Origin of the sequence: Rhizobium sp. R693, assembly GCF_002211315.1 — a bacterium.
In the GTDB taxonomy this organism is placed as follows: domain Bacteria; phylum Pseudomonadota; class Alphaproteobacteria; order Rhizobiales; family Rhizobiaceae; genus Rhizobium.
In genome coordinates this window covers 145,538-158,268 of the sequence record NZ_LOKY01000048.1, presented here as the reverse complement: position 1 = coordinate 158,268, position 12,731 = coordinate 145,538, and the positions used below count along the sequence as shown (strand labels likewise).

13 protein-coding genes are annotated in these 12,731 nt (G+C 58.5%); 9 read left to right on the top strand and 4 right to left on the bottom strand.

The genetic code is table 11. The features are described 5' to 3' along the window. Nucleotides 1–12 precede the first annotated feature (12 nt). Nucleotides 13–1,107 carry a spermidine/putrescine ABC transporter substrate-binding protein gene (locus ATY79_RS28435; RefSeq protein WP_088705577.1) on the bottom strand — a complete coding sequence of 365 codons (1,095 nt, stop codon included), beginning with the start codon at nt 1,105–1,107 and terminating at the stop codon, nt 13–15. 117 nt (nt 1,108–1,224) lie between these two features. On the opposite strand from ATY79_RS28435, the gene ATY79_RS28430 reads away from it, so the two are divergent. From ATY79_RS28430 to ATY79_RS28415, 4 genes are all read left to right on the top strand, one after another. After that, entirely contained in the window at nt 1,225–1,851 is a 627-nt protein-coding gene (locus ATY79_RS28430; RefSeq protein ID WP_088705690.1) for a TetR/AcrR family transcriptional regulator, read from the top strand. 12 nt (nt 1,852–1,863) lie between these two features. Beyond that, nucleotides 1,864–2,256: a nuclear transport factor 2 family protein gene (locus ATY79_RS28425; RefSeq protein WP_088705576.1), complete on the top strand. Its 393-nt coding sequence runs from the start codon at nt 1,864–1,866 to the stop codon at nt 2,254–2,256. 84 nt (nt 2,257–2,340) lie between these two features. Further along, a complete protein-coding gene (speB, locus tag ATY79_RS28420) occupies nt 2,341–3,390 on the top strand; it encodes an agmatinase (RefSeq protein WP_088705689.1) in 1,050 nt (349 codons plus the stop codon). A gap of 267 nt (nt 3,391–3,657) precedes the next feature. Beyond that, nucleotides 3,658–3,915 carry a glycine zipper domain-containing protein gene (locus tag ATY79_RS28415; protein ID WP_088705575.1) on the top strand — a complete coding sequence of 86 codons (258 nt, stop codon included), beginning with the start codon at nt 3,658–3,660 and terminating at the stop codon, nt 3,913–3,915. A gap of 161 nt (nt 3,916–4,076) precedes the next feature. Here ATY79_RS28415 and ATY79_RS28410 read toward each other — a convergent pair whose 3' ends face one another. Further along, entirely contained in the window at nt 4,077–5,279 is a 1,203-nt protein-coding gene (locus ATY79_RS28410; protein WP_245312464.1) for an alpha/beta fold hydrolase, read from the bottom strand. Between the two features lie 692 nt (nt 5,280–5,971). On the opposite strand from ATY79_RS28410, the gene ATY79_RS28405 reads away from it, so the two are divergent. From ATY79_RS28405 to ATY79_RS28390, 3 genes are all read left to right on the top strand, one after another. Continuing rightward, nucleotides 5,972–6,469, top strand: coding sequence for a DUF1269 domain-containing protein (locus ATY79_RS28405; protein ID WP_088705574.1), 498 nt, complete (start codon nt 5,972–5,974; stop codon nt 6,467–6,469). 156 nt (nt 6,470–6,625) lie between these two features. Next, a complete protein-coding gene (locus ATY79_RS28400; protein ID WP_088705573.1) occupies nt 6,626–7,699 on the top strand; it encodes an AI-2E family transporter in 1,074 nt (357 codons plus the stop codon). 744 nt (nt 7,700–8,443) lie between these two features. Beyond that, on the top strand, nt 8,444–9,355 hold the full coding sequence (locus ATY79_RS28390) for a helix-turn-helix domain-containing protein (protein WP_245312463.1): 912 nt from the start codon (nt 8,444–8,446) through the stop codon (nt 9,353–9,355). A 32-nt stretch (nt 9,356–9,387) separates the two neighbouring features. On the opposite strand, the gene gltS is transcribed toward ATY79_RS28390, so the two are convergent. Beyond that, nucleotides 9,388–10,593, bottom strand: coding sequence for a sodium/glutamate symporter (gltS, locus tag ATY79_RS28385; RefSeq protein WP_088705570.1), 1,206 nt, complete (start codon nt 10,591–10,593; stop codon nt 9,388–9,390). A gap of 513 nt (nt 10,594–11,106) precedes the next feature. Between gltS and ATY79_RS28380 the strand changes: the two genes are divergently transcribed. Continuing rightward, on the top strand, nt 11,107–11,406 hold the full coding sequence (locus ATY79_RS28380; protein ID WP_088705569.1) for a hypothetical protein: 300 nt from the start codon (nt 11,107–11,109) through the stop codon (nt 11,404–11,406). A gap of 250 nt (nt 11,407–11,656) precedes the next feature. Beyond that, a complete protein-coding gene (locus tag ATY79_RS28375) occupies nt 11,657–12,418 on the top strand; it encodes a DUF4239 domain-containing protein (protein ID WP_088705688.1) in 762 nt (253 codons plus the stop codon). Nucleotides 12,419–12,457: 39 nt separating this feature from the next. Here ATY79_RS28375 and ATY79_RS28370 read toward each other — a convergent pair whose 3' ends face one another. Then, a complete protein-coding gene (locus ATY79_RS28370) occupies nt 12,458–12,655 on the bottom strand; it encodes a hypothetical protein (protein ID WP_088705568.1) in 198 nt (65 codons plus the stop codon). Nucleotides 12,656–12,731: the final 76 nt, after the last annotated feature.

Below are 12,731 nucleotides of genomic sequence, written 5' to 3'. Positions count from 1 at the left end.
AGAGACGAACCGCTAGTTTTGCAGCATCTCGGTCCAGGCGTCCTGCATCTTGGCGTCAAGCTCCGCAGTTGGGATCGGATAAAGCTGCGTGCGCTTGAGATAGTCGGCCTGCTCGTTCCAGCGCAAAGCGGCCTTCTGTTCGTCAGTCAGATGCTCGCCGGCCTTGGCGTTCGCGGGCATTGCCCAGTAACAGGACGACGTCGCAAGCCGCGCCTGCCCTTCGGGGCTGACGATATACTGGACGAACTTGAGAGCAAGGTCCTTCTTCGTGGAATCCTTCATGACGCCGATGGACTGCGCCCAGCGCACTGCACCCTGCTCGGGGATGGTCCAGTCGAGGTTAGGCTTGTCTTTCACCAATCCGGCCGTCAACCACTCCCCGCCGCCGAAAACGATGTCGACCTCGCCTGTCGCAAGTGCTGTCTGCGAGGAGACGACGTCACTGACCTGCTTTGCGTTGGCCTTGAGTGCAAGCAGCTTATCCTTGATTGCCGGCATATCGGCATCCGTCAGGCTCGCCGTCGCCTTTCCGAGATCGATGCCGGTTAGACCGATCATCGGCAGATAGTAGTCGTAGACAGCGATGCGGCCCTTGTATTTCTCCGACCAGAGCTTCGACATGTCCTTCATGTCGGCCGGGTCAACTTTCGTCTTGTCGTAGGAAACAGTGTTGTAGCCGAACTTCTCGGTGACGGCGTAGATCCTGCCGTCACGGCTGTTGTTGGCCTCCATGCGCACGTCCGGGAAGATATCCGCGTTCGGGAGTGCATCAGCTGGAATCTCCGCAAGGATGTCCTTGTCGACGGCGCGCTGGACGTCAACGCCGTCGATGACAAGCACATCCCAGTCTCCCGGGCGTGACTGATCGATGATGGAGAGGCCAGCGCCTGTGCCCTCATACTCCTTCAGATTGACCTTGACGTTGTTCGCCTTCTCGAAAGGCTCGATCAATGCCGGATCGGTGTGGTCGCACCAGACAAGCGCGTTCAACTCGTCCTGTGCCAGGACGGGTTCAGATGTCAGCGCGGCAGCGGCTGCAGCAAGCGCCAATGTCGCGGCAAAGGTCAGAAATCTAGGCGCAGATATGCCTGCAATAAAATCGGTCATGATGTTGCCCTCTGGTCGGTGACGCTCGTTCCGGCGCCTTCACGAAAAAGATTGAATGAGTTCATTTTTTAAGTCAATATGATTTTTGAGGGCATTCATTATTTGAGAGAGCTGGACATGACGGGACTGCGCGCCAAGCAGAAAGCCGATCGCAATCGCCGCATTTTGGAAGCGGCTGCGAGCCTGTTTCGCGAGGTTGGCTATGACAGCGCGCGCATCGAGGACATAGCCGAGCGCGCCGAGGTGTCGGTCGGCACCTTTTACAACTACTATGAAAACAAGGGAGACATTCTCGTCGCCACGGTTTCCATGGAAGTCGAAGAGGTCCTGGAATCGGGCAAGGCCATCGTTGAAAACCCGCCGGCCACGACGCTCGACGCATTAAAGGTGCTGATCGACCAGTACTTCGATCATTCGCTCGTCTACCTTAGCAAGGAGATGTGGCGAACTGCCATGGCGACATCCATACAGCAGCCAGAAAGCCCGTTCTCCAGGCGATACACGCAGCTCGATCGACGCCTGTGTGATCAGGTTTCGATGCTGGTGCAGAAACTGCAGCTTCGCGGTGCCGTTATGCCGGGGATCGACGCGATCGCGGTGGGCCAGATGCTCTTTAACAACCTCAACATGATGTTCATCGAGTTCGTTAAAGATGAAGCGATGACGCTTGAGGCACTTAAGGAAGGCGTGGCGCGGCAGAACAGGCCGCTTGCCGTCCTGATCAGCAGCCCAAAAATTCAATAGGAACCACAAGGGATGGAACACCAGCAACATGCCGTGCTTGCGGCGGCAGACAGACTAGTCGATGCTTTCGCCAGGCACGATCGCGATGGCTATTTCTCTGCTTTCGCGCCCGAGGCCACCTTCATATTTCACAATCTCGACCGACGGCTGGCCACGCGTGCCGAATATGAAGCCGAGTGGGCCCTTTGGGAGACGCGCGATGGCTTTCGTGTTCACGCCTGTCGCTCGAGCGACCGAGACGTTCAGATCGCCGGCTCCATTGCCATATTCACTCACTCCGTCGAGACTGACCTGAGTATCAACGGCGGACCTTTTACGAGCGTGGAACGCGAAACAATCGTTTTCGAGAAACAGTCAACCGGCGATTGGCTGGCCATCCACGAGCATCTCTCGCCACGGTCGTGAAAACAGCGATCGGGTGCGGCCCTTCGCGACAGGGCTGGACCTGTCAGTGATACTGTCGAGCAATTTCGAATGAAGGACGAAACGATGGTCGAGTTGAAGAAGCACCTGGAAGATCTTAGGAGGAAGTTTGGCGACAGCGCGGAGTTCTTCGACCCGCGCTTCCGCCGCGTGGCCGAAAAAATCTTCAAGGGCGGGACGCGCGCGGCACCCTACAGCGGTATTTCGACCTTCGCGGGCCTGCCTTACAGGGAGGTCAATTTCACCGCTCCTGATTTCGCAGATCTGCAGGTTGCGGCAATCGGCATCCCGATGGATCTCGGTGTCAGCAATCGGCCGGGCTCGCGCTTCGGACCGAGGGCCGTGCGCAGCATCGAACGGATCGGCCCCTACAACCACGTGCTGGACTGCGCTCCTGCCTACGACCTGAGGGTAGCCGATATCGGTGATATCCAGTTTGGGAGCCGCTACCGCCTGGAGCAATGCCACGACAATATCGAGGCGGCGATCCGCAAGATTGTCGAGGCAGGCGTCATTCCGCTTTCTGTCGGCGGCGACCACTCCATAACCCATCCGATTCTGAAGGCTGTGGGTGCCAAGGAGCCGATCGGGCTCATCCATATCGATGCCCATTGCGATACCGGCGGTCCCTTTGATCAGACGAAATTCCACCACGGCGGCCCGATGCGCAATGCCGTACTCGACGGTGTTCTCGATCCGACCCGCACGATCCAGATCGGCATCAGGGGCCCTTCCGAATATCTCTGGGAATTCTCCTACGAATCCGGGATGACTGTCATCCACGCCGAGGAGATCAACGCCATGGGTATCCCTGCGATCATCGAGAAGGCACGCCAGATCGTCGGCGACGGCCCAACCTACCTGTCTTTCGATGTCGACAGTCTCGACCCGGCCTTTGCGCCCGGTACCGGAACGCCCGAGATCGGCGGCCTGACCAGCCGTGAGGCGCTGGAACTGCTTCGCGGCTTTAAAGGTCTCAATCTCGTCGGTGGCGATGTCGTGGAGGTGGCTCCGCAATATGACAGCACCACCAACACCGCACAGGCTGGCGCTCAGGTGCTGTTTGAGATCCTCAGCCTGCTGGTCTTCAGCCCGGCCGTGACAGACCGTAAGTAGGCCTCATCGTTGATCCCGTGCGGCTTTTGCTCGAGCGTGGGCGATCGCCCGCGCCGAGAAAAAGCCGCACGGCGCGCCGCCTGTCTGGCAGGTGCATGCTGCCTGCAGACCAGTGGACCGCGGTGACCGGTCCAAGAGATTTGAACTCAGAGCTTGGTTTTGGGATTCCGTGCCGATCACAGGCACTCTTCTGCAACACTATAGTCCGAAAGACGCGGCTGATGCCGCGATCTTCGGTGCCAGATGAACCTTACATGGGGGCGAGTGATGAAGAGATTGCTGATGTGTGCGTTGGCAGGTCTGGCGCTTGCAAGTTGCACGCCGACGCAACAGGGTGCCGGTATTGGGGCCGCAACGGGTGCGGTGGTCGGTGGCGCGGTAACCAATAACGTGCGCGGCGCCGCGGTTGGTGCTGCGATCGGAGGGGCCTCCGGTGCGGTCATCGGCAACGTCGCCGGTCGTCCGGGACAATGCGAATTCCGGGATCGCTACGGTCGGCGCTACATCGCTGCCTGCCCGCGCTGACGGGTGGCAAACTTCGGACCGCTGTCGGAAGAATTCGCGCCAGCGGGCCATGGTGTGGCGTGTCCAAAGAGGCAACGGGCAAACCTGCCCGCTTCCGCCTCCTCCAATCTGTGGTTGATGCTTGCGCTCTATATCGTAGCCCCAATACGGCTTCGGTCAGCTCATATGTTGTATCGATAAGACGAAATCCAGTCTGGCCGTTTGCGCTCCGGCATCTCCACTACTGCCCTGCGGAAGCCTGCGCGAGCCCACTCAGAATGCGGCTCGGGAGAAAGATCACAAGGGATGCGGCACCCTCTATGACCGATGCGCCGTCGGCGAGCATTGTCTGGCCGACAGGTGCCTGGTCCTCTCTCACCACGCTGCGCATCAGGGCGTCGTTGTTGACGATTTCCATCAGTGTTGGTGAACTCGCAAAGACGTTGTGGCGACCGCCATCGATGTTGGAGACATCGATGACCGCGATCTCTCTCTTCTGAAGGTCGGCGACTTCGGAGCCGCTGCCGACACGTGGGTGGCCGCCTGCCAGGCGCCGGGAAAAAACCGAGGGCGCGGTCGCGCTGCGAAACAATGATTGTGAACGGCCGCGGGATATCCCCGATATCGTCAAGCTGACTGACGAAGACGTCGACGTCGATATCAGGCGCAGCAAGAACGACGCCACCCAAGCGCTTCAGGGTGGTGGTGCGGCCCCTCAATGCCAGATCGCGCAAGGCTTCGGTGACGACATAGGCGCCCATCGAATGGCCAACCAGGATTATTCTCTTTGCGTTGGTCTGCGCCGCGATCTCGATTGTCTCGGCAAGACCTCGTCGACCGATCAGGGCACTGTCGCGGTCGAAGACATAAAGAGGGATCGAGGCTCCAGATGGCCAGGCGTAATTGAGCGAGACCGACTTGATGTTGTAGTCGTAGGTGATCTGAGCATTGCGGAAGACGCTGTCGGCGAAATTGTTGTTGTAACCGTGTACGAAGATGAAGATCTCGCGATCTTCAGGCGCGCGCTGCGCCAAGGCGGCGTTCAACTGCCTGATGAATTCTTGTCGGTCAGCGATCGGTTGGTAGGTTCGCGCCGAAAAATGCCGGCTGGGATCGGGAATCCGCCCGCTTGTCTCGATGCGACCAGGAACGTGGTTCCTTGGAATTCCGATATCGAGCTTCGCGAAATTCAGCGTCTGCGACCGCTCGGCCGAGTAAGGCAGGGACAGATTGTCGGATCTCGCGCGCGTGGTCGCGACATAGATCGGAACGATCGCCCGTGGTTCCGATCCCGATGACGATGTAACGGGCAGGCCAAGAACCGCGCGTGGCCCACCGCAGCCGACCAGCGCCAATAACATGATCACGATGACGGACAATCGCATTGACGACATGGCCCAGGCTAATTCTCTGGCAGCTGTTCAATCTGGCGTACACAAAGACAATCGGTTCAGATCACTTCTCCGGCTGCACGCATGAGGCGATCCATCTCAACGTTCTAAGCGATGAGCAGCGGACGCGGTAGATGAATTTCGGGCGTCCTTGCTCAAATCAGGGTTGCGTGTCGTCCGGGTGACAAGTTGACGGCGTTTCATTCTGGCACTCCTCGGGTTTCTTTCCGCCGGAGACTGCCAAATCTGGACTGCAGGCATAGTTGCGGGATTCTATGCTGATCACTTCGCTTCTTGAAACGCTCTATAGTTTGCGACGGCCACTGCACCCTCGGGTACTGGCAAACTGCACAAGCTTGGCAGGGCATTTAGGGAGCAACGTCATTTGAGTTCTTCCACGGGACCTCCACCGGTCGCGCTGATCCCCGGGACAGATGGATTGATGAATAACGGGAACGCTTTTTCGCTGCCCCGTCATTTTGGCGATGGGTTGCGCTTCGTCTCAGCGCTGATCCCGGCTGCATCCAACAGGCGACATGCCGCTTCCGGTCGCCGGGAAAGCGTTGGTCCTATTGCAACTTGTCAATTTCTGCTGCCCACGCATGGCAGGAAGTCGGCTGAGAATTGGTGGAATGGCAGGCGTTTCCGATTTTGGTGCAAGCCCATCCAGTAAAGGAGGACTGGTCATGTCTACTTTGATTGCAATTGTTTATCCGAGCGAAACCAAAGCCGAAGAGGTGCGTCAGCGCTTGTTCGAAATGCAGAAGGAATACCTGATCAAGGTCGGAGATGCCGTAATTGCGACGAAGAACGAGGGTGGCAAGATCAAACTCAATCAATTGGTCAACACCACGGTTGCCGGTGCTGCCTCGGGCAGCTTCTGGGGTTTGCTGATCGGTGTTCTGTTTCTCAATCCGCTTCTGGGTGTGGCGGTTGGCACGGCATCCGGCGCCATCGGCGGCGCTCTGACCGACGTCGGCATCAACGACCCTTTCATGAAGGAGCTCGCCGCCAATCTTGATCCGGGCAAAGCCGCTTTGTTCGTGCTGATCCAGGAAATGACTGCGGACAAGGTCCTGAAGGAGATATCGGCCCATGGTGGCGTCGTACTCAAGACCTCTCTTGATGAAACGAAAGAACAGGTGTTGCGCGACGCGTTGCAAAAGGCGGCCACTGCCAGCTAGTCTACAACGAGCGGGCATGTCGGCGGCGCGCGCATTTGGCCAGAAGGCAGGTGCGCGCCAGGAGGAAGGGCCTGGCCCGGGGAAGTCTCGCACGCAAGGCCACTCCCCGTCTTCCTGACGGAGGTTGGAAGATAGACCAACATTCCAGGGGCAAACATGCAGGAAGCGGGCGGCAGTCGCATCATCGGTTCAACGGCAACCGGTATCCTGGTGCTTGCTTTGCTTTATGTCGCGCAATCGATCTTCGCGCCGCTCATCTTTTCCTTGTTCGTCATCGCGCTCGTCTGGCCTTGTCAGGCCGCGTTGCAGCGCTTTCTTCCAAAACTTCTTGCACTTCTCATCACCTTGAGCGTCACTATGATCGCTATCGTCGCCATCGGGTCATCGGTTGCCTGGGGGTTTGGCAGGCTGGCGCAATGGCTCTTCGTCAACGCCGACCGTTTCCAGGCCATCTACGTTAACTGGACAAGCTGGCTGGAAGAGCACGGCCTGGCCGTCGCGGGGCCCCTGGCCGACCGTTTTGATGTTGCCTGGCTGGTGGGTTTTGTCCAGGGGATGGCTGGACGGCTAAACAGCTTTGCCGGTTTTGCGGTTCTGGTCTTCATCTTCATCATGCTGGGCCTGCTCGAAGTGGAAGACTTCAATAAACGTCTCGTCGTTCCCGCAGCACAACCTTACGGAACGCGCATCCTGGTGGCCAATCGAATGCTTGGTGCAAAATTGCGCCGCTTCATGATCGTTCGCACCTTTGCGAGTATCCTCACCGGGTTGGTGGTCTGGCTCTTTGCGCTGGGCGCCGGGCTCGAACTTGCGCCGGCTTGGGGAGCGATCGCCTTCGCGCTCAATTACATCCCCTTTCTCGGGCCCTTTGTTGCGACAGCGCTTCCGACCCTGTTTGCAATCGCCCAATTCGAAGCATGGCAGACGGCGGTCGTCATTTTCACCAGCCTCAACTTCATCCAGTTCATCATCGGTAGCTACCTGGAGCCGCGGTTGACCGGGGCGTCGCTGGCAATATCTCCGTTTGCCGTAATTTTTTCGGTGTTTTTCTGGAGTTTCATGTGGGGCATTTCGGGTGCCTTCATCGGCGTGCCGATCCTTATCGCATTCATCGTGTATTGCGCCGGTACGCCGTCTGGAATGTGGATTGCGACGCTGCTCTCGGGCAGTTCAAGGGAGCTGACGCCGACCATGGGCCATAAAGGCTCAAGAGCGAAGGACGGCACATGAGGCACAAAAACCAACTGGATAGCGACCTCGTTTACTGATCATGCATCTGACGGTTGAGGAAAGAGGTCGAAAGGGCTAAATTGCCGCCGGGAGGAGTGCGGCCTGCCTGAGGCAGCTTGTCGAAATATATCGGGACGAGTGCTGGGGTTTTCCGCGTCCGCCGTGTGAACGGCCGTCCCTTGAAACTAAGAAATCAGCTCGCTTGCATCATTCAGACGTCACCCCGCTTCGCTCCTGGGCCAAAGAGGAAAGTACGAATGAACTGCAAATTCTTATCTGGCGGCTCATCCAGCCCTTCCGTCGCGCCATGCCTGACGCACAGCGTCACGCTGCAGGGGATCGTCTCCGTTTCGAGCGATCCTACTCGGCACAGATTAACAACGCCACCCGGCAATGCCTCCTGGGAAGGCTCCCTCACTATGTCGGGCATGATAGGCGGCAATCACGGGCGTACTGTGTCTCATGGGCGAGCCGCACGTAACGACACTGCCTCGCCTGCGGCCGACAAGAGGTGACGTGATGATGGAAGGCGTCGCGAACCATGCGAGGTTACCAGACCGCGAGCCCGACAACGAGAGCCTGGCGCGCCTGGATCGTAATGCCGTCGAGGCAGTCTTATCGGACGGGAGGGCATCGTCCTTACCCTCATTTGAATTTTCGACCGCTGGCCTGCCGCGAGCGGAGCAGTTTGCGATATGGCACGATAGTTTTGCGCCTATGCTCGAACTTTCCGATATCGACCCAATGACCGCAAATTTCAAAGGCCGGCAAAAGCTCTGGGATCTTGGCAGTCTTGTCCTTGCCGAAGTCAGCACGGACCGCCTCGCATTCTCGAGCCTGCCGGGGCATGTTCGACGAGATCCCGTCGATCACTGGACCATGACGGTCCTGTTGTCCGGACAGACCCGCACTGATGCGGCAAGAACTGCGTTTATTGCCGGTCCGGGTGAGGTCCAGGTCCACTCACTCGGTCGCTCCTTCGATGGCGTCGTCGACAAGAGCGAGATGCTCATCCTGTTTGTGCCGCGCGATCTTTCGCTTGAGACGTCGGCCACACTCGGCCAGGCGGAATTTTCGACGCTTGCGACCGGTATGGGACGGCTGTTTTCGGATTATCTCATTGATGTCGCTAATCGCCTGCCGATGCTCGCTCAGGCCGACCTTCCGGGGCTCGCGGCAGCCACACGCGCGATGATCCTTGCCTGCGTGCAGCCAACCGCGGATCATATCGAAGCCGCCGAAGGGCCGATTGCCAATGTCCTCCTCGAAAAGGCCCGCCAACTGGTACACAGCCACTTGCTTGACCCCAAACTCGGGAGTGAGCTGGTGCGACGGGAACTCGGCATCTCGCGCACGCGGCTCTACAACCTGTTCGAGCCCTTTGGTGGAGTGATGCACTATATTCAGCACCGTCGACTGCTCAGTGCCTACGCCGCTTTGACCGACCCCAACGATCGACGTCTTATCTTCCAGATTGCCGAAGAACGCGGGTTCAGCGACGGCGCCGAATTCGGCCGAGCGTTCAAGCGAGCGTTCGGCTATAGCCCGAGCGAGGCGAGGAACCGTGGAGGCGGTGGCATCCCGGTTCGGCCGGATCTTCAGGATTGCCCATCGCAGGAGCGACTTGGCGTGCTGCTGCGAAGGCTGCAGGGGTAACGAGGGCCATTACGAATTTTGCGAGCAACAACTCACCGAACAAGAAAACCAAGAACAGCTGCGTTCGCCAGATCGATAAAGAATGCCGAAACCAGCGGCAGGATGATGAATGCGATCGTTGCCGCACCATGAATTTTGGTGACGGCGGTCATGTTGGCTATTGCGGTGGGAGTAGCACCGAGCGAGACGCCGCAAAAACCCGCGCAGATCACGGCGGCTTCATAAGTGCGCCCCATCGCCGGAAAGACCAAGAACAGGATGTAGGCTACGGCGACGAGCGTCTGGATCGCCAGTACCACGGCGAGCACCGGACCAAGCCCACTCAGGCCCCACAACTGCATGCTCATCAACGACATTGCCAGAAACACGTTCAACGAGAGATCCGATATGAGCGAGAGCGCGCGCGTGCGCGTCGGCCAAGGCAATTTCGGCACGACGAACGGGACAGTATTGGTCACCACAATTGCGACCAGCAGGCAGACGACAAACAGCGGAAGCTTGATGCCGGCCTCGACGATGATCTCATGCAGGGCATATCCAACGAGGATGGCAATGTTGGTGACCAGCAGGGTTCGCAACAGGCTGACGTAACTGACGTCATCGTGATGGCTGCTGGTCGCTGCACGCGAAACACCGATCGTCAGCTCCTCGCTGCTGCGACCGCTCAGTCGATGACGTTTGATCAGATACTGCGCAATCGGCCCCCCGATCAGGCTGGCGATAACGAGACCGAGAGTGGCGCTGGCAATGCCGACCTCAAGCGCGTTCGTCAGGCCAAAACGGTTGGTGATGATCGGGGCCCAGGCAATGGTCGTACCGTGTCCTCCGATCAGGGAGGTCGAGCCGAGCAATATGGCAGTGCCTGGCGCAAGACCAAGGATCTTGCTGGTTCCAATGGCAACAAGGTTCTGGATGACGAGGAAGACCAGCGTCAGGCCGAGAAGGATGAGGAGCGGCTTTCCTCCCGCCGCAAGATCGGACAACCTGGCATTCAGCCCGACACCCGTGAAGAAATACAGAAGCAGCATGTCGCGTGCTGCGAGCGTGAAGCTGATTTCGACGTCAAAGAACTCGTAGGCGAAAAAGGTCGCTAACGCTGCCAGAAGGCCGCCAGAGACCGCTTCTGGAATGCTCCAGCGCGCAAGAATTGGAATTAAACGGTTGAGGCTAGCACCGGCAAAGAAGACGAGAATTGCGATGGTGAAGGATAGGAGGCCCGGAACCTCAATCGCCTGCATGTGTCACCCTTGCTGACGTCGCCGTTTCTTGCCGCCTTTGCGGTCGGGCGTCAACTTGACACGCAACATGTGTTTGGGAAAGCGCAAATGGCTTGCGATTGTCACGGGACCGCATGTGGCTGAAGTTGAAATCGCTGGCTCATTCAACGCTGTCACCGGGCAGCTTTTTGACGGGTCCCTTAACGCCTCGATCACGTGAGGTATCGAGGGCCAGGCGCGTTGCCACGGCAAACATTCCAAGCCAGGCTGCGACAGTTGAAATCGGATCGTCGATTGTTCCTGTCGGATCGGGAGGCGCGTACGCACAACTCAACGCGCCGGTGCACTTTTGCCAGCAAATCGTGAAGAATGTCTGAAGGGCGGCGTCCCGGAAGCCGAAAGATCACCATCGAAAGCGCAGTGATTTTTCCCGGTCGCGATGCCGAGCGGTCGACCTCTCGAGGGCATCTGCCCATGCGTCGGGAACAAACTCGGGGACAGTTCATTTCTCTTCAAGCAGAGAGGAGAAGCGATATGACATACGACCCCAATGATCCCGTCCGCAACCCCGGCACAGAACCAGACCTGCGCACGACGCCCCCTCGCCACAGCTCGAGTACGTGGATCGGATGGATTGCTGCGATCGCAGTGATCCTCATTGCGGCGTTTGCGATCACGCAATGGTATGGCAGGCCAGACACGGACCCGAACCCGACCGCTTCGACGACTGAAACTCAGCCGATGAAGCCGCCGGTTGCGCCGGCTGCCCCGTCGAGTGAGCCGGCGGCGCCCGTCCCGACCAATCCTTCAACGGGTGGCACGACACAGCAATAAGCATCTTGCAGGAGCGGGATCCTCCTGCCTGGGGGATCCCCGTATTTTGTCGAGCCTGGTTTGCTTCCCCAAGACCCCTTGCACCTTAACGTCTTTTGAAGGGTTTTTCCGCTGCCAATGGCGGCGGCAGGACAGTCGATAAGACGGGTTTGCGCAGCCAATCGCCCGCAGGCGGGACAAATTGCGACGAGCGCGCTTGACGAAACCCGATCCTTTCAGTTCGATTGCGCCGAAACAGGCGAACTCGATCATGACAGCCCTTGAAACCGGATGCATTGTCGCACTGCTGTTGGCATGCGCGGCTTTACTCGGCACGCGGATCAGCCGGCGTCTGCCTGACCATCACCTGTCCACAGATTCCAAGGAAGCAATCAAGCTCGCCACTGCCGTTGTCGGCACCCTCTCAGCGCTCGCGCTCGGTTTTTTGGTTGCATCCGCAAAAACGACCTTCGATGACGCGGAAACTGAATTGAAGACATCGGCTGCTCGGCTCATCCTGCTTGACCGCGTGCTGGCGCAGTATGGCGCCGAAACGGCAGAGGCGCGCAAGAAGCTCGCCAATCTCGTCGAAGGTCGCATCGAGCAGAGCTGGGGAGGTTTTGCCGGCGGCACCATTGGGAGGAGATCGGCCGATGACCTCGGTGTCGAACCTGTCCAGACGATGTTGAGGGCGCTGACGCCCGACGACGATATTCACCACCTGCTCAAGACACGTGCGCTGGAGGTTAGTGGTGACATCGCGGAGGCCCATTGGCTGGTTCTCGAAACGGGAAACGAGGGGTTGCCGACGGCCTTCCTGGTCGTGCTGACATTCTGGCTGATCGTGATTTTTCTGACGTTCGGCCTTCTGTCGCCTTACAACGGCACGGTCATATCGATCGTTATCGTCTGCGCGATATCCGTCGGAGGCGCGATCTTCATCGTCATCGATATGGCTCACCCCTACGGCGGCCTGATCTACGTCTCGGATGAACCTCTGCGTGTTGCTCTGTCCCGCATGGGGCGCGCTTGAGGGCACCCCTTGCGCAACTGGCCGCCGGTCGGGTGCGGATCAGTGCGTCGCAGCGCGCTTCCTCGATATCGCAAGAATGTAGTCGTCCGCGATATCAGCGATTGCCATGGCGATTTCGGTCGACGAGAAGCCGACGAGTTTTTCCCCCTGGATGATCAGATATACGGCTTCCTCGATCTTTTCCCGGCAGGCCGAAAGGCTGTCGGCGTGGTTGATCATGATAGGACGTAGTTCCATTGCCCTTGTCTCCGGTCGATACGGCACACGTTCTTGATGTGCGTTGAATGCTGATGTTGGTTAAGCAGCGCACCTA

Coding starts and splice junctions, on each gene's coding strand:
- ATY79_RS28435 (WP_088705577.1), bottom strand. CDS start 1,107: ATGACCGATTTTATTGCAGGCATATCTGCGCCTAGATTTCTGACCTTT.
- ATY79_RS28415 (WP_088705575.1), top strand. CDS start 3,658: ATGAAGAGATTGCTGATGTGTGCGTTGGCAGGTCTGGCGCTTGCAAGT.
- ATY79_RS28405 (WP_088705574.1), top strand. CDS start 5,972: ATGTCTACTTTGATTGCAATTGTTTATCCGAGCGAAACCAAAGCCGAA.
- ATY79_RS28430 (WP_088705690.1), top strand. CDS start 1,225: ATGACGGGACTGCGCGCCAAGCAGAAAGCCGATCGCAATCGCCGCATT.
- gltS (WP_088705570.1), bottom strand. CDS start 10,593: ATGCAGGCGATTGAGGTTCCGGGCCTCCTATCCTTCACCATCGCAATT.
- ATY79_RS28380 (WP_088705569.1), top strand. CDS start 11,107: ATGACATACGACCCCAATGATCCCGTCCGCAACCCCGGCACAGAACCA.
- ATY79_RS28410 (WP_245312464.1), bottom strand. CDS start 5,279: ATGCGATTGTCCGTCATCGTGATCATGTTATTGGCGCTGGTCGGCTGC.
- speB (WP_088705689.1), top strand. CDS start 2,341: ATGGTCGAGTTGAAGAAGCACCTGGAAGATCTTAGGAGGAAGTTTGGC.
- ATY79_RS28400 (WP_088705573.1), top strand. CDS start 6,626: ATGCAGGAAGCGGGCGGCAGTCGCATCATCGGTTCAACGGCAACCGGT.
- ATY79_RS28375 (WP_088705688.1), top strand. CDS start 11,657: ATGACAGCCCTTGAAACCGGATGCATTGTCGCACTGCTGTTGGCATGC.
- ATY79_RS28390 (WP_245312463.1), top strand. CDS start 8,444: ATGACCGCAAATTTCAAAGGCCGGCAAAAGCTCTGGGATCTTGGCAGT.
- ATY79_RS28425 (WP_088705576.1), top strand. CDS start 1,864: ATGGAACACCAGCAACATGCCGTGCTTGCGGCGGCAGACAGACTAGTC.
- ATY79_RS28370 (WP_088705568.1), bottom strand. CDS start 12,655: ATGGAACTACGTCCTATCATGATCAACCACGCCGACAGCCTTTCGGCC.